Annotated in this window: 17 protein-coding genes; 16 read left to right on the top strand and 1 reads right to left on the bottom strand. The window is 46.0% G+C overall.

The annotated features are described in order from the left end of the window. Positions 1-92 precede the first annotated feature (92 nt). Positions 93-863, top strand: a complete 771-nt coding sequence (locus AC58QM_RS31010; protein WP_497288615.1) for a DeoR/GlpR family DNA-binding transcription regulator — start codon at positions 93-95, stop codon at positions 861-863. Positions 864-1,189: 326 nt separating this feature from the next. Here the strand turns inward: AC58QM_RS31010 and AC58QM_RS31005 are convergent, their stop codons facing one another. After that, positions 1,190-2,110, bottom strand: a complete 921-nt coding sequence (locus AC58QM_RS31005) for an AraC family transcriptional regulator (protein ID WP_497288614.1) — start codon at positions 2,108-2,110, stop codon at positions 1,190-1,192. Positions 2,111-2,272: 162 nt separating this feature from the next. Between AC58QM_RS31005 and AC58QM_RS31000 the strand changes: the two genes are divergently transcribed. From AC58QM_RS31000 to AC58QM_RS30930, 15 genes are all read left to right on the top strand, one after another. Continuing rightward, positions 2,273-4,084 (top strand): glycoside hydrolase family 35 protein, encoded by a 1,812-nt coding sequence (locus AC58QM_RS31000; RefSeq protein ID WP_497288613.1) that lies wholly within the window; start codon positions 2,273-2,275, stop codon positions 4,082-4,084. A gap of 441 nt (positions 4,085-4,525) precedes the next feature. Further along, the gene (locus tag AC58QM_RS30995) at positions 4,526-5,536 is read left to right on the top strand and encodes a response regulator transcription factor (protein ID WP_497288612.1); all 1,011 of its coding nucleotides are present in this window, start codon (positions 4,526-4,528) and stop codon (positions 5,534-5,536) included. Continuing rightward, a complete protein-coding gene (locus AC58QM_RS30990) occupies positions 5,533-7,332 on the top strand; it encodes a sensor histidine kinase (protein WP_497288611.1) in 1,800 nt (599 codons plus the stop codon). Before AC58QM_RS30995 ends, AC58QM_RS30990 begins: the two co-directional genes overlap by 4 nt. Positions 7,333-7,452: 120 nt before the next feature. Further along, positions 7,453-9,012 carry a type 2 periplasmic-binding domain-containing protein gene (locus AC58QM_RS30985; RefSeq protein ID WP_497288610.1) on the top strand — a complete coding sequence of 520 codons (1,560 nt, stop codon included), beginning with the start codon at positions 7,453-7,455 and terminating at the stop codon, positions 9,010-9,012. Between the two features lie 82 nt (positions 9,013-9,094). Then, on the top strand, positions 9,095-10,042 hold the full coding sequence (locus AC58QM_RS30980; RefSeq protein WP_497288609.1) for an ABC transporter permease: 948 nt from the start codon (positions 9,095-9,097) through the stop codon (positions 10,040-10,042). Continuing rightward, a complete protein-coding gene (locus AC58QM_RS30975; protein WP_497288608.1) occupies positions 10,042-10,908 on the top strand; it encodes a carbohydrate ABC transporter permease in 867 nt (288 codons plus the stop codon). Before AC58QM_RS30980 ends, AC58QM_RS30975 begins: the two co-directional genes overlap by 1 nt. A 4-nt stretch (positions 10,909-10,912) precedes the next feature. Continuing rightward, positions 10,913-12,730 carry a hypothetical protein gene (locus tag AC58QM_RS30970; protein WP_497288607.1) on the top strand — a complete coding sequence of 606 codons (1,818 nt, stop codon included), beginning with the start codon at positions 10,913-10,915 and terminating at the stop codon, positions 12,728-12,730. A gap of 5 nt (positions 12,731-12,735) precedes the next feature. Continuing rightward, the gene (locus tag AC58QM_RS30965; RefSeq protein WP_497288606.1) at positions 12,736-13,590 is read left to right on the top strand and encodes a sugar phosphate isomerase/epimerase family protein; all 855 of its coding nucleotides are present in this window, start codon (positions 12,736-12,738) and stop codon (positions 13,588-13,590) included. Between the two features lie 25 nt (positions 13,591-13,615). Further along, entirely contained in the window at positions 13,616-14,614 is a 999-nt protein-coding gene (locus AC58QM_RS30960) for a hydroxyacid dehydrogenase (protein ID WP_497288605.1), read from the top strand. An 83-nt stretch (positions 14,615-14,697) separates the two neighbouring features. After that, positions 14,698-15,747 (top strand): glycoside hydrolase family 88 protein, encoded by a 1,050-nt coding sequence (locus AC58QM_RS30955; protein WP_497288693.1) that lies wholly within the window; start codon positions 14,698-14,700, stop codon positions 15,745-15,747. Between the two features lie 280 nt (positions 15,748-16,027). Beyond that, positions 16,028-16,267, top strand: coding sequence for a hypothetical protein (locus AC58QM_RS30950; protein ID WP_497288604.1), 240 nt, complete (start codon positions 16,028-16,030; stop codon positions 16,265-16,267). A 120-nt stretch (positions 16,268-16,387) separates the two neighbouring features. After that, positions 16,388-17,815: a spore germination protein gene (locus AC58QM_RS30945; RefSeq protein ID WP_497288603.1), complete on the top strand. Its 1,428-nt coding sequence runs from the start codon at positions 16,388-16,390 to the stop codon at positions 17,813-17,815. Then, positions 17,812-18,882, top strand: a complete 1,071-nt coding sequence (locus AC58QM_RS30940; RefSeq protein WP_497288602.1) for a GerAB/ArcD/ProY family transporter — start codon at positions 17,812-17,814, stop codon at positions 18,880-18,882. Before AC58QM_RS30945 ends, AC58QM_RS30940 begins: the two co-directional genes overlap by 4 nt. Continuing rightward, positions 18,879-19,991: a Ger(x)C family spore germination protein gene (locus AC58QM_RS30935; protein WP_497288601.1), complete on the top strand. Its 1,113-nt coding sequence runs from the start codon at positions 18,879-18,881 to the stop codon at positions 19,989-19,991. Before AC58QM_RS30940 ends, AC58QM_RS30935 begins: the two co-directional genes overlap by 4 nt. Before the next feature lie 154 nt (positions 19,992-20,145). Continuing rightward, positions 20,146-20,700, top strand: a complete 555-nt coding sequence (locus tag AC58QM_RS30930) for an NADPH-dependent FMN reductase (RefSeq protein WP_497288600.1) — start codon at positions 20,146-20,148, stop codon at positions 20,698-20,700. The last annotated feature ends 419 nt before the right edge of the window (positions 20,701-21,119 follow it).

Genomic DNA, 21,119 nt, shown 5'->3' with positions numbered 1-21,119 from the left:
ATCTGTTGACAGCCTGTACCGCTGACTCTACAATGATAAAAACAACATAAAACAACATCAAGTTCATGAAATCGGTCAAGTAGGAGGCCCTGATGTCATTAACATATGAAGATCGCAGGATGACGATTCTGAGTCATTTGGAAATGGAAGGAAAAGTGCAGGTGCATCACCTGTCAGATCTGCTTAACGTTTCTACGGAAACGGTGCGGCGGGATTTGGATCGATTGGAGAAGGAAGGCAAGCTTCGCAAAGTGTATGGCGGCGCTGTCAAAATGCGCATAGAGCTCGTCGAGCCGCCTTTTCTAAAACGGACGCAAATGATGAGGTCAGAGAAAGCTTCCATTGGTAAGCTGGCAGCTTCATTAATTGGAGACGGTGAAACGATCATGGTGGATAACGGTACGACGACCATTGAAATTTTGCCCTATTTAAAGGATCGAACGAACATTACCTTGATCACTCACTCGATCCCCATTCTCAATGCAGCGCTGGAAACGTTTCGCGGGAGAATTATTTTTGCAGGCGGGGAAGTTAATTCAGAGTATCAAGCGGCAACAGGCTCCCTCACAGATCAAATGCTGGATCAATTTAAAGTAAACAAAGCGTTTATTTCCGTGGGTGGCATTTCATTGGTGGATGGGATTACTGACTTCCATTTAGCTGAAGCGACCATTTCCCGGAAAATGATGCAGCGCGCAGAGGAATCTATTTTGGTCGCGGATCATTCCAAATTTGGGATGTCTACATTTGCGAGAGTGTCGAGGTTAGAGGAGATCTCCATGTTGATCACGGACGCAGGCTGTCCCAAAGAATGGATAGATACGATGGAAGCACTTGGTATTGAGGTGCGAATTAGCGAGTAATGTGCAAGACAGGGAAAGAATGGCGGGGAGTAGAGAGCGCCACGCGCAACGAAAGCGACTTGTAAGTCGAACTCATCGTGCATTAGTCCGACTTCACCGAACTAAATTGAGTATTACTTGCAAAAAGCGTCCAATAGTTCGATTTTGCCGAACTATTGGACGCTTTTTGCTCTTTGGAGAGGTGTAATAGTTGATTTAGATAGGTAATTTCGAACTAATTTAATTTAGTGGGTGGAGTTGCTAGGATTAGTTCGGCAATTTCAGACTAATCGAACAGCGGTGGTGGTGAACTGACCAAGATTGTTAGATCCCGCCTCGCACGGTTATTACTGATCGGCATAATGCCTAGGCCTAAACTCGCTTGGCGACTGTCCGGTCCAGCGGCGAAATTGCCGCGAGAAGTGGCTGGCGGACTGGAAGCCAAGCTTATCGGCAATAGCTGTCATCGGCAGATGCGTCGTGACGAGCAGTTCCTTTGCCAGCTTGAGTTTTTGCTGGCTGACGTACTGGCGAGGTGATAAGCCATACACCTTGGAAAAAAGCTTAGAGCACTGGCTGCGGCTAAGGTTCATCTCCTTAGCAATCCCCGCAACGCTCGCTTCCTCGCTAATGCCGAGCGACAGCTTTTCTTCAATGGCATGCGCTACATCTGTACTAAATAAGGACGCATCTTTGCTCTGATCAGAAGGATGCTGTTTGGGTGTGGTTTGTTGCTTCAGCTTCAGTAGATAAAGCACATCATGGATGATGAGCAGCGTGTAAGATTGCAGCAGCAGCTTGTCTTCAAAACGCAGCGAGTTTTGCTGTTCTAGTTCAGGATTTGAGTCCTTGGCGTGATTGCGCTGCATAACGGCCTCCAGCTCGTTCACATAGAACCTCAGCTTGCTGCGCTCCGCCTGTTGCCTGGAAATGTGTCGGTAAGCTGCCGCAGCAAGCAGACTGCGAATATCAGCATCATCGAGGTCAAAATGCACATTAAAGTAACCATAATTCGCAGCTGCCGTGTTAGAAGAGCGATGTCTAACGCCGGATTTGATCAGCAGCCAGTCACCTTCTCGCATTGTAATCGTTTCACGGTTGATTTCGTGAATAACTTCTCCCTCCGAGCAATACAGCAGCTCAAATAAATGATGATGATGTCTTGGATATTCCCAACCTGGAGGCTGTAGCCCGAAGTGGCAGCCTATAACTTGCAGCGTCTGGATCATGTTTGGAAAACGGTAAATATCCGGGTGCAAATTTTCCATCTTAACGTCGCCTCCTTCCGCTCAATTCGTTCTGTCTATTGTATCATTAGTTGGCGCATTTGGTATAGAATATGCTCCATTTGGAGATTGAGGGAGAGTCGCTTTTCAGCGATGATGAAGAGAGAAGAACACGACTTTTATGTAGGTGCTGGAGGGATATATATGGCTATTTTAGCAGTTGGAAATAAACAATTTTTACTAGATGGCGAGCCATTTCAAATGATTTCAGGAGCCATTCATTATTTCCGTGTGGTGCCGGCTTATTGGGAAGATCGCTTGTTGAAGTTGAAAGCCTGTGGTTTTAATACGGTTGAGACGTATTTACCTTGGAATTTGCATGAACCGAAGGAAGGCGAATTCAACTTCAACGGCCTCGCGGACGTGGAGGCATTCGTTCAATTAGCAGGAAACCTTGGTCTACATGTGATTGTGCGGCCTAGTCCATATATTTGTGCGGAGTGGGAATTTGGTGGATTGCCAGCGTGGCTGCTTCAATATCCCGCTATGAAATTACGTTGTATGGATGCGATGTATTTGCAAAAAGTGGATCGTTATTACGACGAGTTGATTCCTCGTTTGAAGCCACTGCTTAGTACGAATGGCGGGCCGATTCTAGCTGTGCAAATTGAGAATGAATATGGCAGCTACGGGAACGATACGGCGTATTTAACCTATTTAAGAGACGGTTTAATCAGTCGTGGCGTGGACGTGTTGCTGTTTACATCAGACGGTCCTGAGGATGGCATGCTGCAAGGTGGTACGGTGCCGGGTACACTGGCTACGGTTAATTTCGGCTCACAGCCGGAAGCAGCTTTCGAGAAATTCCGTCAGTATCGTGAGAATGAACCGCTTTTTTGCATGGAGTATTGGAACGGGTGGTTTGACCACTGGTTGAAGCCGCATCACACGCGGGAGGCTGGAGATGTCGCGGATGTGTTCGATCGGATGCTTCGAGCGGGTGCTTCGGTCAATTTCTATATGTTCCACGGTGGAACGAACTTCGGATTCTACAACGGTGCGAACTACCAAGAGAAGTACGAAGCGACAATTACTAGCTACGATTACGATTCACCCTTGTCCGAATGTGGGGATGTGACGGAGAAATATAGCGCTGTACGTAAGGTGATTGCTAATTATTTGGGCAAAAGTGAAGATGAACTTCCAGCACTGCCTGCGCCTATTAAGAAGAAAAGCTATGGTAAAATCGCTTTGACGGAAAAGGTCGATTTGCTGGACTCATTAGCATATCTGTCAAAACCAATTGAGCGTACCTATCCCGTGTCGATGGAGCATCTAGGACAAGATTATGGCTTCATCGTCTATTCGACAAGAGTGTCTGGACCGCGTGTGGGTGAGAAATTGCACCTTCAAGAGGTACACGATCGTGCGCAAGTATTCTTGGATGGCGTATATCAAGGTACGGTAGAACGATGGGATCCGCGTCCACTCCAGATGGACATTCCTGCTGGGGGAGCGAAGCTGGATATCGTTGTTGAGAACATGGGTCGCGTTAACTATGGTCCACGTCTTCGAGATTGCAAAGGGATCACAGAAGGCGTGCGAATGAATAATCAGTTCCTTTTTGACTGGACGATACATCCACTCCCACTAGACAATCTAGCGGTCATTCCGTTTGGGCGTGAGGGGGCAGAGGTTGGTGCAGACGTTGGGGCTGAAGGTCACGGTACAGGGGCCAGCACAACTAGCACATGCTTAGATCGTCCGATGCTCTATCGCGGGGAGTTTCTTGTAGATGAAACAGGAGATACGTTCGTCAAGTTAGCCGGTTGGTCCAAAGGCGTCGTATGGATCAATGGCTTCAACCTCGGCCGCTTCTGGGAAAAAGGCCCTCAAAACACGTTGTATCTGCCAGCTCCTTTACTACAAGTAGGGCGCAATGAGATCATCGTATTGGAACTGCACCACACAGAGAATGCCGTCATTGAACTGACGGATACGCCTGATTTGGGCTAATGTACGAGAATTGAAGAAGCACCTTCGGCTGCAATTGCGGCTGGAGGTGCTTTTTGTGCGGGCGCTCAAGTCGGATGAAAGTTTCGTGCGAACTCTTGCGTTTCAGGTGATTAGATGCATTTTATACAGTTAAATTGTGCGATTATGGGGGCGAATGCAGATTAGATGGAAAATCTGAAGTTAATTTTAACTAATTTAACTAAATCGAACAAAAAAGTTAGTTTTAACTACATATTTTACAGTTAAATCGAGTTTTCGAGGGGGATTTTCATAAATAGCTGCATATTTTCCAGTTAGTAGAAGTTGAATAGATCACTATTTCCCTCATTGTTCAAGTGCAAAACAGAATGATTCACACATCTACCATGCCTATGTTATCATCATAACAATCATTGCTGAACGTGTGTAACCTGTTACCCAACATCCGAGAGGAGAATTGTCATGTATCGTGTTTTGGTTGTGGAGGATGAGCCGTGGATCCGTAAGGCGACAGTGAAAATGATTGAGAATATCGGTGCTGGCTTTGAAGTTGTTGGTGAGGCAGAGAACGGGGAAGAAGCGTGGAGCATGATCCAGACGCTCTGGCCTTCCATTGTGATTGCCGATATTAAGATGCCTGAGAAAGATGGGTTAGCGCTCATCGAGCAAATACAAGCTAGAAATTATCCCATTGTCACGATCATCATCAGCGGGTTTGACAATTTTCAATATGCGCAAAAAGCGATTCGCTACGGTGTCACCGAGTATTTGTTGAAACCGCTTTCCGAAAGCGATTTGAAGGATGCCCTGCTGCGCTCGATCAACCGACTGAAGCAGTTCCAGGATGTGTATCAGCATTTTGTTCATATCGAAGATTTTATTTACGAGCTTCCCGAATATCAGCCTGATCAGTTGGTGAAGAGGAGCCAAGAGCTATTGAGCTCACTTCTGCGCTTAAAAGGGAGACATGACGGGATCCGCACGACGCTCTGCGCCATGCTTTTTGAGAAATGGGAGCAAATTCTGAAAGATATTTATCCCAAGTGGGAAATCAAAGACATGACAGATAGCTCAGACAGCGCCATCACAGAGCGGATGCAGAGTATTCTGCACCAATGGCTGAATTGCTACCCCGATATGATGAATTTTAACTCCACAGGAGTTATCCATAAGCTGTGCAAATATATTCAAGAGCATTACAAAGAGGAGCTAACGATCACGGAATTGGCGGCAAAAGCGAATCTAAGCGTGGCGTATTTCAGTGTTCTTTTCAAAAAGCATGCCGGTGATTCTTTCGTGAACTATTTGAATGCAACTAGGGTGATGAAGGCGAAGGAGCTGCTCATTTCTGATATGAAAATTTACCAAGTGGCCTCAGAGGTCGGCTTCACCACGGTACCTTATTTCAATCGTGTGTTCAAGCAAGCAACGGGTCTGTCTCCGAATGAATACAGAAAGAAGCTGGGCTTATGAGCAATCAGTGGATCTATAAATACTCCGTTCAGCTCAAAATGACAGTTGCCTTCCTTACGCTATGCATCCTCTCGGTGACGGTGATGGCTTTATTTTCCCATAACTATTACAGCCGTGCGGTGCAAAAGGATTTCACGATGATTTCCAAGGAAGCGACGACGCGCCTGAATTATCATATGGAATTTTATTTTAAGCAAATGGCCAAATCGCTATCGACCTTGATCACGGACGCCGAAATTCAGAAGTTCTTAGTCGATAACCGAGAATACTCCCCATCGGAGAAACAAGGCATTGAGAAGAAGCTGCAATCGTATTTTTCCCTCAACTACTCAGAAATTCAAGTGATGTTTCTCGTATCCAAGGATAATCAGGTGATCTCTCTCTACGATTATGCGATTGGGGCCGAGCAAATTATTAAAGAACAGCCCTGGTACTCGATGCCGAATCAAGACACGCTGCAAGTTGTTCAGACACATCGCATCCAGCAGGGGATGTCCAACGGCATTCCTGTTATTTCTTTAATCGTGCCGATTACCGGTATCGATGGGATGGCCAATATCGGCAAGCTTGTTGTTGAGCTGCAGCTCAGCGAAATCGATCGAACATTTAACAAATCGACGCTTGGCACGAGCGGTGAGTTTTTTATCGTGTCGTCAGACGACGTGATCGTCTATCATCCGAATCCAGATTGGCTAGGCTTACCGCGTTCGCAAACCTCCTTAGCCACAATTGATCTGAATCAAAAAGAAGAAGTGACGGTACAGAATTGGCAGAATAAGAAAATGCTCGTTTCCAGCTCGCAATCAACGATCACCAATTGGCAGATTGTATCTTTTGTCCCGTTTGAAGAGATGGCGGGCGGACTGAATGCAGCTAGAAATTCAACTTTCTACGCCTTGATTATCATCTTGCTGTTAATTATTTTCTTAATCCCTAAGCTGTCCCACCATTTCGTAGAGCCGATCGTCCAGCTGGGTAGGCTGATGCAGAAGGTTTCCAAAGGAGACTTTCAAACGAGGGCGCTGGCTGCACCAGGTCGAGATGAAGTTCAACAGTTAAATCGGAATTTCAATAAGATGGTCACGCAATTGGATGATCTGGTCACGAACGTGACAGATTTAAGTTTAAAAGAAGCCCATATCCGCCTACAGCAGAAGGATGCCTTCATCCAAGCGCTGCAAAATCAAATCAATCCCCATTTGTTATATAACACATTGGATATTATGAAGAGCATCGCTTATTTAGAAGAAGCACCGCTGCTGGAGAAAATGGCTTTAAACCTAGGTGAAATATATCGCTATACAGCGAACATTCAAGGGGTGGAGGTTACCCTCAAGGATGAGCTGAATCATTTGACCAAATATTTGGAGATCACGCATATTCGTTTCCCGGATAGTTTTGAAAGTAAACTGTATGTGAATGAAAAGTTCCTAGATTGCCGGATTGTAAAGCTATCCCTGCAGCCCATTGTCGAAAATGCGGTGAAGTATGCCATTGAGCGGCAAGGCGGGGATGGGGGTATTTTCGTGAGTGCGTATGATGTGGAAGAGGATTTAATGATTGAAATTGCAGATAACGGCCCTGGTATTCCAGAGGAACGGTTGTTGCGGATACAAGAGACGCTTAGTCGGATTACAGCTAACGTGCAGAATGAATACGTCAAAGAGCAGTCGCTAGGATTAGCCAATGTACATGCTCGTTTAGTGCTGCATTACGGGGAACGTTATGGGCTGCGGATACACTCTTTTGCCGGTAAAGGGACGGTCGTGTCGGTGCTTATTCCTCGTAATAGCTAAGAATCGTGTAAGAGCGTAGAATCGGATAACAAATCAAAGAGTAGGATAAAGCCTTTGCCATGCCAATTCGGTATCATCATACATGTAAGGGACATTACAAACGAATAGGTGGGTTTCTTCATGAAAAAGAAAGCGATAGGTTTAGTCACGGTGATGACATTAAGCGTCCTAGCAACAGCCTGTGCCTCCACGAAAAATGAAAGTCAAAGCACGGATACAAAGCAGCCTACGGCTACAGGTACAGCTGCTGCTACGACTGCGGTGCCGGAAAAAGAAGAGAAATTGACGATTACGATGATGTCTCGCTCCTATGCAGGCGGCGGTTGGCCGGATAATCATCCAAGCATCAAATATTTGAACGATAAATTTAACATTGATCTGAAAATGTTGTGGATCCCCTCGGACAATTATGTCGAGAAGTTGAATGTGCTGGCGGCTTCCAATGATCTACCGGATGCGTTCTATATCGATCCTGAGTTTTTCACGAAGTGGTCAACGAAAAACGTCTTCATGGATCTCAAGCCGAAGCTGGCCAAATATCCGAATCTAGCGAAAGTTGTACCTGATCAGCTATGGAGCGCTTTAAATCCGAAGGATAAGTACCTTGGTATTCCGCTCTGGAGTGAAGGCAATCGTGATTCCTTGGTCATTCGGAAGGATTGGCTGGATAAATTGGGGCTGAAGGAGCCGCAAACGGTTGATGAATTCTATGAAGTGGCCAAAGCCTTCACGACCAAAGATCCAGATGGCAACGGCAAGCAAGATACGTATGGCTTCACTTTTTATCCGCAGCAGATGATTATTGGCGGTGTATATGGACCGGATTATTTGGAAGCAGCATTCGGCCTAGCGAATGGATGGAAAGAAGATGGCGGCAAGTTGGTTCCTGTTCAAGCGCAAGCGAATGAATTGAAATCATACGTTACTTTCTTGAATAAAGCGTACAAAGAAGGTGTGCTCGATAAAGATTTCTTTGTGAACAAGCAAAATGATCCGGAGAGCAAATTTTATGCAGGAAAATCCGGTGTATCGTATGTGAATACGAATAATTTGTTTACGACAGTTATCCCTAATGTGAAAAAAGCCGACCCGAAAGCCGAGGTCGCACAATTGACACCTCCGGCGGGGCCAACGGGTTTGCGAGGAACGGTAACGTTTGATAATGTTGGCGGTCAAAAGATCGTATTCAATGCGAAGAGTAACGCGAAGATTCAAGATCGTTTGCTGAAAATCTATGATTGGTTATCCACGGAAGAAGGCTATGACTTTGCGAAGCATGGCGTTCCAGATGTGCATTACAAAAAAGTGTCTGCGAATCAATTTGAGAAGCTGCCAGCAACGGATACAGATATTCCTAAGAAACTTCGCTGGTTGTGGATTAAACCGGATCCGATGCACCAACTATACAAGTTTGATAACCCCAAAGATGTTGAAGTGATCACACAATGGATCAACAACAATGAGAAGTATACTTGGGTAAATAAAGGTGCTGGCCTCGTGTCACCAACGTTAGCGGAAAAAGGCAAAGAAATTAACGGCAAATGGCTGGATGCGCTCGTTCAAGTGATTTACGGCAAAGAGCCGATTGAATTCGTGGACAAAGCGGTGGCGAACTGGAAAGCAGCTGGCGGCGATACGATCATTCAAGAGATTAATGCGGCGTACCAAGCAACGAAATAACGGAAATTGAAATAACGGAAATAACATAATGCCAGGCACCTTCCTATGAAGGGGAGGTGCCCTTTAACAAGGAGAGCAGCCTATGGAAGTCCAAGGGATAGCAGTTGTCAAACGAACAACCCCTTCTAGCAAGCTCTGGCAAGATGTGAAACGAGGCTTCCCTCTGTATCTCATGATCACGCCAGGCCTATTATTCTTCATTCTTTTTAAGTACTTGCCGATGGGCGGAATTATTATCGCGTTTAAACAATATGACCCATTTGTAGGGTTTATGGATAGTCCATGGGTTGGATTCGACCACTTTGTGAAATTATTCACAGAACCAGATTTCTTCATTTTGTTAAGAAATACGATGCTCGTCAGTTTATTTAATCTGATCTTCTTTTTCCCTGCTCCTGTAGTGCTAGCCTTGCTGCTTCATGAGGTGAAGGTTCGCTGGTTCCGCAAAACGATGCAAACAATCGTCTACATGCCCCATTTTTTCTCGTGGGTTGTCGTTGTGGGGATCACGGTTCTCTTGTTTGCCACGCAAAGCGGAGGAATCAATAACTTATTAGCTTCGATGGGGTTAGAGCGAGTTGAACTGTTAACGAATCCCGATTATTTCCGTTCGGTGTATGTGTTCCAAAATATTTGGAAAGAAGCGGGCTGGAACGCGATTATTTTCTTAGCTGCGCTGGCAGCGGTGGATCCGACCCTGTATGAAGCAGCGAGAGTAGATGGAGCAGGCCGGTGGCGCCAAATGTGGAGTATTAACGTTCCTGCGCTCAAATCGACAATTATTATTTTGTTCATTTTACGATTAGGCTCGGTGCTAGAAGTCGGGTTTGAACACATTTATCTCATGCAAAATTCCATTAATATTGGGGTTTCGGATGTTTTCGACTCCTATGTGTACCGCAATGGTGTTCTACAAGGTGCTTTTAGCTATACAACAGCAGTTGGGTTGTTCAAATCCTTAGTCGGCTTAGTACTTGTTATTGGAGCGAACCGTTTGTCTAAAAAATTAGGTGAGGAGGGCGTATACTGATGAATTTCCGGATGCAAAAAGCAGATATTCCCTTCCGCATCGTTTTGTACGGTGTGTTGCTAGTCGCTTTGGTCATTGTAAGCTTTCCGTTCTTATATGTCCTATTTAGCTCGTTTGCCACGACCCATGAGATGAATACGAGAGGCTTCTTCCTCCTTCCAAAAGTATGGAGCCTGGACGCCTATAAATATTTATATTTCAATGATTTGTTTACAAAATCAATCCAAAACGCTGTCTACATCACGGTGCTCGGTACGGCTATCAATATGGTTACGACATGTTTAATGGCGTATGGCTTATCGAAGAGCTGGCTGAGGGGTCGCAAAACGCTCAACTTCCTAGTCGTCTTCACGATGTTGTTCGCTGGTGGAATTATTCCGCAATATTTGGTTGTTAAAGAGTTACATTTGCTGAATACGTACTGGGCGATCTTCCTGACAACGGCGATTACACCGTTCAATATGATCGTGATTCGCAGCTTTTTCCAAAATGTACCCAGCGAAATGGAAGAATCCGCACGCATCGATGGTTGTGGGGAATGGCGACTGTTCTGGACCATCATCATTCCGCTTTCGATGCCGGTTATCGCGACGTTCACATTGTTCTATGCGGTACAGAATTGGAACACGTATTTCACAGCAATTCTCTATGTCAATGATCCTGGGAAATGGCCGCTGCAAGTGTTCTTACGTCAATTATTAATTGTTTCAGATACAGGTTTGGAGTTAACGGCAGGCGGTTATGCTTTCGGTCCACCCGTCAAAATGGCGGCTGTTGTTGTAGGAGCTGTACCGATGCTTTTAATTTATCCGTTCATGCAGAAATATTTCAATCAGGGCATGCTCCTTGGCTCTGTGAAAGGTTAATGACATGAAGAATTCGCAGGATGAAGCACTTCGTTGGTTGCATGAGCATGTTGAGTTGGTTGAGGGTGATGCAGAACGAAGTATGGGAAGCAAGCCAAGTGCGAAAGAAACGTATCTCGATATGATCGAGCTCGCGTTACATGGATATGATCTTCCAGCCTTTCATCAGGCATCGGTTGAAGCGGAGACAGGGCACATTCCTGATGTGCAAGCCTACTCGCGTGTGACTTCAATCGTAGGTATTTTATTGGCGGCTGGTCGCATACCCGAGCAACGGTCGCTGTGGGAGCGCATGATGACGGCGCTTTGTGAGGATTTACATCGACACGAAGGCAATTTAATGGTGGATTTTGCGGTAAAAGAGGTCATGCTTTCGTATTTCGCTATGGAACAGAAGCTGGATCGCGAGACTTCAGCGAGGTGGCTAGGTGCGCTCCAACAGATCGAGCCATACCGCAATTACTACTATACGAATCAGACTGTGACGGATAAGGAAAAGCTTCACAACATTAACATTTATAACATGGTTGGCGAGTATTTGAGGGAACGTGCGGGATTGACCGATACGAAGGCTTATTTTGCGGCACATTGGCCTCATCAATTGACGCTGTTTGATGAAAATGGCATGTACAAAGATCCGGGTAACCCGACTCTCTACGATTTAACGACGCGCTGCCAGATTCAGTTGCTGCTCGGTTCGGGCTATGAAGGCCCTTATCGAGAGGCATTGGATGAGCAGTTGAAGAAAGCTGGATTACAGACGCTGTTCATGCAATCCGCTGCGGGCGAGTTACCTTATGGCGGCCGTAGCAATCAATATTTATTTAACGAGGCGTTAGTAGCTGCAAATGCGGAATACGAGGCTTGTAGGTATAAACAATTGGGAGACTTGAAGACGGCTGGGGCGTTTAAAAGGGCGGCTCGGCTGGCGCTGGACTCGCTCAAGCGGTGGCTGATCGAGGAGAATCCACCTCGTCATATTAAGAACTTTTTCCCACCCGATTCGGGCTACGGAACAGAGGATTATGGTTATTATGCCAAATATATGGCCACTTTCGCGACTTTCCTGTACATCGCTGTGCTGTCTGCGGATGACAGTATTGAGGAGTACACCTGCCCTGCGGAGATTGGTGGCTACGTATGGCAAACCTCGGACGCGTTCCATAAGGTGTTCGCGAATTGCGGAGGCTACTCAATTGAAATCGACACGCGGGCGGATGCCTATTATGATGCGACCGGACTCGGTCGACTGCATAAACGCGGAGTACCGACGGAGTTGGCATTGTCGATGCCATGTGCGGCAGAGCCTAAGTATCGGCTGCCGGAATCCGTGCGAGGCAAGGCGTTGAGCTTATGTGCGGGGTGGACGGATGAGTCTGGGGACGTGCAGTGGTTGAGTGATGGTGATCGTGCGTTGGATTGTGCGATCGAGGTAGTGGAAGAAGCGCAGGATGAAGTGAAATTGAGCGTCACGTATAGTGGTGGTCGAATCCCCGATGGCATGCGCTTAAGGGAATCGTATGCTTTGACGGAGGTTGGATTAGCTATCCAAGTGGAACTACTCGGAGAGGTAGACCGTGTACCTTACTATCAGGTGCCGCTGCTGCTGTCGAATGGGAAAGATGAGACGACGATTACAAGTGAGGATAACGTGATAGGTGTCGTTATGGGTGGCTACAGATATGACGTCGTCTCCTCACATAAGCTTACCACCTTGGGATCGGAGCATGGGAATCGCAACGGCATCTATACGTGGGCACGGTTTGAAGGGGAAATGGGGCAGCCATTACAGCTATTTCTCAAACTAACATCTGAGGAGTGAACGGGATGAAGCTAGCTTTTAGTACACTTCCTTGTGAAGACTGGAGCGTAGAGCAGCTCATCGGTGCATGCGCCGATTATGGCTATTCAGGCATCGAGCTTCGCGAAGGAATCCATGCTTGGGGGAAATTAGATACGAATCCGGCCATTCGCAGGCAGGCTGGAGAGGCGTTGGCTTCTGCGGGAGTTCAAGTGACCGATATTGGATCGGGTCTATGCGTGAAAGGCTTGGGAGATGCTGAACGTCAGCAGGTCGAGACGTTATTTCCCCAGTTGCTGGCGTTCGCTCAGGATTTCGGGTCGCCGGCTATTCGCATTTTCTTAGGTAATTTCATGCGTAGATTCGATGATCCGATGGTGGAATTGAACCACGCATGCATCGTGGAAACCATTCAGTATATGTGTGATCTGGCAAGTGAGCTGTCGATTAGCGTTTGGATCGAATCCCACAACGAATATGCAACGGGTAAAGTGCTCCGTGGGTTGCTAGATGATGTGAATCGGACGAATTGCGCCGTCATCTGGGATGTGCTGCATCCGCTTGAGGATGGCGAGCAGCCGGAAGAGACACTTAGATCGTTGGGTAAGGATTGTGTGCATGTGCATATGAAGGATGGTAAGCCATGGGCAGATCCTATCCAACACGATTGGGCTTATACGTTGTTAGGTGAGGGATGTAGTCCGAATCAGCGTATCGTTAGTTTGCTGCTTGCGAGTGGCTATGATGGTTATTTTTCCTTGGAATGGGAAACGAAATGGCGACAGGAGCTTCGAGTTGCAGGCAGCGAACCGGAAGAAGTATTGCCAGCATACGTGAGTTATATGGCTGATCTGGTAAACAACATCAATCAAGACAGTTGAATTTATGATCGAGGTGTAGATACGTATGAAAGCATTGGTAACGGTGAGTGATCCTTATTTACGTAAATTAATTTTTCAAGAAGAAAATATACAACAATTGAACGCTTTGTGCGAGGTGGATTGGACCGATGAGCATCTGGATTCCAGTCAGCTGGCAGAGCGTATTGGCGATTATGATATTTGTATCACTTCATGGGGCTCAGCTAAGTTAGATGCAGGCGTTTTGGAGAGGGCTCGTAAACTGAAGTTTATTGGGCATGCGGCAGGTACGGTTGTACCGATGGTCGATCCCCAAGTGTATGAGTTAGGCATGACGGTGGTCAACGCAAATACGTCATTAGCCCGTTCGACTGCTGAACTAGCTGTTGCTTTAATGCTGCATGGCAGTTGGGATTTGTCCGGCTATAGTCAGCGCTTAAAGCAGGGGGGATGGACGCAGAACAATCGCGAGTCCGTGAAGGGGTTGTATCGTCAAACGATCGGGCTCATCGGATATGGTGAAATTTCACGAGAAGTTATCCGTCTTTTGCAGCCGTATGAGGCAGAGATTCTGCTGTATTCGGGGAATTGCTCAACGGAGGAAGCTCAGGAGCTTGGTGTGAAGCTTTGTTCACTTGAAGACGTGCTATCACGCAGCTCTGTGCTCTCCTTACATAATACATTAACGGAGAAAACGAGAGGGATGCTCGGGGCCAAAGAATTGAGCTTGCTGCCAGATGGCGCCCTGCTTGTGAATACGGCCCGAGGTCCGATTATTGATGAAGCTGCACTGCTCAATGAGCTGACTTCAGGACGGATATCAGCTGCCCTCGATGTATTTGATGTGGAGCCATTGTCTATGGAGAACCCGCTGCTTCAACTTTCCAATGCCTATTGTTTCCCCCATATTGGCGGATTTAATCACTATTGGAAGAGTAAGCTGGGACTCTTGGTTGTGGAAGATTTGGCGCGATGGATCGCTGGAGAAGAACTTCAAGGGGAAATTAACCAGATTAAATTTCAGAGACAAACGTTACCGAGCTAGCACAGGAGGGGGAAGGACAAGTGACAAAAGCTCAAGTATATTGGGAGCAGTTAAAGTTACGCTTAGAGACGAAAGTCGATAGCATGATTGAGCAATTGGGGGACAAATGCCCCCATGTGGCGAAAGCGGACGGTGTGTATGATAACACACAGACGGATTGGTGGACGTCCGGATTTTGGCCGGGCATTCTATGGATCATGCATGAGCTAACGGGAAAAGAGCACTACAAGCAGGCGGCTTGGCCGTGGGATGAACGAATTGAACAGTGGTTAATTAAGCCGTCTCAAGAGCTCCACCATGATGTTGGCTTTCAATTTTTGCCGACAGCTGTCGTGAAATATGAACGAACTGGCGATGTTGACGGATATCGCAGAGGCATGCAAGCCGCTAATTTCTTAGCGGGCCGGTTTAATACAGAGGGGCAATTCATCCGTGCTTGGAATTTCGATAAGATTGGCTGGGCTATCATTGATTGCATGATGAATCTATCGTTATTGTTTTGGGCTAGTCGTGAATCAGGTGACCCGCGGTATAAACATATCGCCATTCGCCATGCGGATACGGTATTGAAGCATTTCCTTCGGAATGACGGTTCCGTGAACCACATAGTCAGCTTTGATCCTGAGACAGGCGAGTTCATTGAAGCGCTTGGCGGGCAAGGATTCGGGCCGGACTCGGCGTGGAGCCGAGGGGCATCTTGGGCTATTTATGGATTGGCCAACGCATACAGAAACACGGGCGACCAGCGCTATCTATATGGGGCCAAGCGAGCGGCCAACTACTTCATCGCTTCGTTGCCGGACGATCATGTGCCGTTATGGGATTTCCGGACGGACATGGCGGAAGGAGAGCCGAAAGACAGCTCAGCTGGAGCCATCGCGGCATCAGGCCTGCTCGAGATCGCGCGCCATGTTTCCCCGAATGAAGCTAGATTGTACCGTGGGAAAGCGGAACGTATGATTCGCTCGTTAACCGAGAATTACATGTCTGGTGAGGGGCATGAAGCCATCCTATTGCATGGCACAGGATATAAGCCAGCTGGACAAAACATCGATGTTTCGTTGATCTATGGCGACTATTTCTACGTCGAGGCTGTTGCCAAGTTGAATGGCTGGCGCCGAGATATTTTCTAGGGAGCATAGCACTGCATAGGCGAACCGAGAGGAGTTAGTCGGAGAAACCGACTAACTCGAGCTCACCCTACGCGTACCGAGAGGAGTTAGTCGACATAACCGACTAGCTCAGGCTCACCCAGGCGAACCGAGAGGAATTAGTCGACAAAACCGACTAACTCAAGCGCACTCAGGCAAATCGAGAGGAATTAGTCGACAAAACCGACTAACTTAGGCGTACCCAAGGTGAACTTCACGACAGCAAGCAAAAATGAAGTAGAAGTTACGTTAACGCCTGGCGGTGCCAACAACAGGCATCACTGGGTTCCAAGTTTGGGACGGCACAACGGCCATAGCCATCACTTCAGCGAGCAGGCTGAATGGGACTACGATTCGACTACAGTTGGCTTCAAGTATTGCAGGGAGCGGGAGCATCACCTACCAGTACGGCATGAATCCGGTCAGTACCGGCATGGTGCGGGATAACACGGTTCTACAGCTTCCTCTTGAGCCGACTAGGGATGCGATTAGTATTCAATAGGTTTCACATGTAAACCGCTCAGGCCCTACAAGCCTAGGCGGTTTTTCTCATGGTTGTATCTGGATAATCCCGTGGAACTGGTAAATACTAACGGAAATGCGGTTGAACGGAGGGCGCGGTATGGAAATGCAAAAAGATTCTTTTCTGATCTCTGAAGAGATCGAGGTGAATATTCAGAACCTATTCCAGTATTTCCATTCTTCCGATGATGTGCGTTCCAGGGAGTTCACGTTGCATGGCTTGAGGGGGAGCTTACTCTATCTGACGACAGTTACAGATTCAGATAGGTTGCAAGCCGATATTCTCAAACCCTTGCTACAATCAGGGGATGGTCGTCTTGAAGATATACTTCCTATCTTAGATATTGAGCTTGTTACAGATTTGAAGTTAGCGGCAGGCGGGATGCTTGAGGGGAAATGTGCTATTTTGCTGGAACGCCGGATGGATATTGTATTGGTCGATGCCAGTGTCAGAGCTGTGCACAATGTAGGAGAGCCACAGAACGAACAAACGGTTCGTGGATCGCATGTTGGCTTTGTGGATGACATTTCCATTAACGCGCAATTAATTCACCAACGCTTGAAGAATGTGAATTTGGTTGAGCGGCACTTCACACTGGGAACGGAAAGCCCAACGAGTGTAAAACTCCTTTATATGTGTGATATTGCTGATATGAACGTTGTCGACGAGATTATTGCTAATTTAATCACCAATCAGGCTACTTATATTAAATCCCCAGGTCAAATTACAGATCGTTTGGAAAGCAGCCATTTATCATTATTTCCCCAAATGCTTTTTACGGAAAGACCCGACAGTACCGTGTCGCATTTAATGGAAGGACGAGTAGCAATATTGGTAGACGGCAGCTCGTTCGCAACCATTTTGCCTGTTACGTTCTTTATGTTTTTTCAGGCTGCAGACGACTTTAATATGAGGTGGTGGAACGGGACTTTTGTTAGATTTCTTCGGCTAATCAGCGCCATGCTCGGCATCGCTCTGCCATCTTTGTACATAGCTATTGTATCCAATCATTTTGATATATTGCCCATTGATTTGGTGTTTTCTCTGAAAGCTTCATTGGAAAATATCCCATTTAATCCACTCATGGAAGCCTTATTCATGATCACCGTGCTAGAAATTCTCAGAGAAGCCGCGATCCGATTGCCAAAATCAATTGCCTCAACGTTGTCTATTGTGGGAGGACTCGTTATTGGAAGTGAAGTCGTCAATGCCAATTTAGTGTCCACGACAATGATTGTCGTCATTTCCCTAACAGCTGTTGCTATGTTCAGCGTGCCTTCTCATGAAATGCGCCTTACGATTCGGCTGGTCTCATTCCCGATGATGGTCGCATCCTCACTGCTAGGTTTTGTCGGAATTGCCTTTAGCTTTAGCATGCTTTTCATGCATTTAAGTAAGCTTGAAACGTTTGGCGTGCCCTACTTTTTTCCGTTCATGCCGTTTAAACCAAAACGTATCCTGGTCACGCTTATCCAGCTGCCAAGACGAATCTTCGGCGGGAAAGCTTCAGACAGGAGGGCATCATGACACGGGTACAATTATTTGCTTTCATTTTGCAAACACAGATCGGTATCGCGGTATTATCATTTCCCTATGATTTGCATAAAGCAGCCGGTGCAGATGGATGGATATCTTTGCTTTTGGCTGGAGGGTGCGTGCAGCTTGTCTTACTTGGTTACGTCCTTTTGTGCAAAAGATTCCCCGGGAAAAGCCTTTATGAATTCGTACCTCTTATTGTAGGCAAATGGCTTGGAAATACGATCACCTCCATTTTTATTGTGCATTTTATCTTTACAACCTGTCTGGTTCTGTTGCTGGAGATGACCTTTGTCGAGCTGTGGATATTACCTTATTCGAATCCATGGCTTATCATTGTTGCGAATTGTTTGGTTTGCCTCTATTTAGCTAAAGAGAATATCCGAATTATTGCTCGTTACCATGCGCTGATCAGTTTGCTGATCATTATTATGTTAGCGATCATGCTGACGAGTTTTCGTACGATGGATTACCGCTACCTATTACCTATTGGGCAAGAAGATTTACAGGGAATTATGATGGGGGTCAAAAGCTCAGTGCTCTCATTTCTAGGTTTTGAGGTATTTTTAGTTGTGAATGCTGATGTTCAATCAAATGGAAAGAGTATGGTAGCACCTGTGCTATGGGCAAATGGAATGGCAACCTTATTTTTTATGATCGTTGTCCTTGTCTGTTTTCTGAATTTTAGTCCGGAGTCACTTAATTTCATCCCTCAGCCAGTACCGTATTATTTGAACGGCATTTCACTGCCATTTTTGGAACGACTGGATCTACTGTTTCTTTCGATCTGGTTGGTGAAAGTGACCGCGACACTGATCAGTTACATCTATTGTGCTACGAAGGGGCTCGGCTATCTGTTCCATGGTAACCAGCATAGGAAAGCTGTTTATTATCTAGTCCCTATTGTCTGTTTAGCTGGCATGTTTTGGCGATCAGAGGCGAGAGTTCAATTAGTAGCGCAAATTACGAAGTTTGAAGGGTTCATTATACTCGGGATTCCAATTGTGCTCTTAGTGTTAGCTTGGTTAATGGGAAAAAGGGGAGGAATACAAGCATGAGGTGCCTTGTACTTGGGTGTCTGATGGCTCTGTTACTCACTGGCTGCAACTATCATAATGAACTCAAAAACTTGCAATTGATCTACGCAACGTCCATTGATGCGAATGATAAAAATGATATCGTTACCACCGTAACCATTCAATCTCCAGGCGGGAAGGAAAGGACGGCACCCGTGCATGAGGTGTTATCGGCATCAGGACCAACCTTACAAGAATCCTTATATAAGAAAATTGGCTTACAAATCGCAGGTCCCATAGGTACTTCCAAAAATCAAGTCATGCTCATCGGAGAGAAATTGGCCAAAAAAGATTTAGCAGATATTCTGGACTCTACATTTCGAAATGCGAATGATCCAATGCTGGCCAAAGTAGCCATCGTTCGGGGCAATGCTGGTGATTTGATTCGACTAGACCGTATAGGCTCCGCCACCTCTGGGGAATATTTGCGGAAAATTATTATGAGTGCCAGGTATGAAACGGTAATTCCCTCCTTAACTTTACACGCCCTTTATCCTTCATTGCACGATGCAGGGCGCGATCCCGTCATTCCAATGCTTAGGAAAGAGTCAGATAAAGCCGTAGTGGATGGTTTAGCTTTGCTGCATAATCGTAAATATACGGGGTATTCATTAACGCCAGAGCAATCTACGCTAATCATTCTAATGTACGGACGAAAAGCCAACCTCTGCGTGATTACGCGGAATATTAAGGAGGAATCTGAAGGCAATGATCCCTCGGATTATTTATCCTTAAATATGTCCAATTTAAAGCGAGACAAGCATGTGTGGATTGATGCTGAGGGCCGAGTTCAGGTGCGCATAGACTTGAAGATGAAAGGCTCAGTCATTGAAATTGCCAAATACAATCTATCGGAGAAGCAGCAACTGGAGCAATTGAATAAGAGGTTCTCCGAGATACTCACGAAGGAAGCTAATGATATTTGCAAGCTAACGCAGCGTGCACACTCAGATGCCTTAGGCATTGCGCGGGACATGATCGCGTTTTATCCGAATGAGTGGAAACAGATGGACTGGGAAATGGAGTACCCGAAGGTGAATTTTCAAATTTCGGTGAGAGTGGAGATTGTTTCTCATGGGATTATTAATTAGGGAAGCGTGGATAAGTTAAATGAGGAATTAGAGTAGGTATCCTAAAGTATACCGGGTATCTTTTAAGTGCCTACTTCCAGTAAGCAAGTTTACTCGTTATAATAACTAAGTAACATTAAGTAAGTGATTTACTTTATATTAGGAGGTAAGGAAAATGACAAACGAGAACAAACAGCTTAAAATAGGTATTATTCTAGGTAGCACACGTCAAGGACGCGTTAGCCCACAAGTAGGCGAATACATTAAGCAAGTTGCTGACGAGCGCGGTGATGCTGCTTACGAAATCGTGGATATTGCCGAGTATAAATTGCCTTTCTTAGGTGAAGGTACTGGGGAAGAACCTGGTCTTGCAACATGGAATGCAAAGCTTGATAGCTTGGACGGATTTGTATTTATCGTGCAAGAATACAACCACAGCATTACAGGAGCATTGAAAAATGCACTTGACTCCGCACGTGAGGCTTGGAATAACAAAGCCGCTGGTATCGTGAGCTATGGCTCAACTGGTGGTGCTCGTGCTGCTGAACATCTACGCGGTATTCTTGGTGAGTTATTGGTAGCTGACGTTCGCGTACACCCAACTTTCTCCTTATTTACAGATTTCGAAAACTACTCAGTTTTCAAGCCAGCTGATCTTCACAAAGCTAACGTAAATGCGATGCTAGATCAAGTGAATGCTTGGAGCGGCGCGTTGAAAACATTGAGATAAATATTGGAAATAGAAGTACCCCACAGGGATGAGCTGTGGGGTTATTTTTATTGTTATCAGCGTGGGTTATAGCATGAGGTGCTGCTTGTGTCCAAGCGAATTACTGGATTTTCTGCAGCTAAATCAAATTAAATCATGGCATTTCGCAAACTAACTGGATTTTCTCCCGTTATTTCAGGCCAACTTCGTGCAAGGGGACAATTCGAACAAAAGTAGATGTAGAAAATCCAGTTAAACTCCCCAAAGGCTTGTTTTGCCCGGAAATAGATGTAGGAATGCATCTAGAATAAAAAGTGGACGTCTCTTATTGTAGAAGTAATAATAATCTTAACTATGAACTAAGAGGTGTTTGTCCATGAGCGATTCAAGACAACGATATAATGAAACTTTTAAACGTGAAGCTGTAAAGTATGTGCAAG

Source organism: Paenibacillus sp. J22P165 (assembly GCF_059692015.1).
This window is presented reverse-complemented; position numbering and strand designations above follow the sequence as displayed.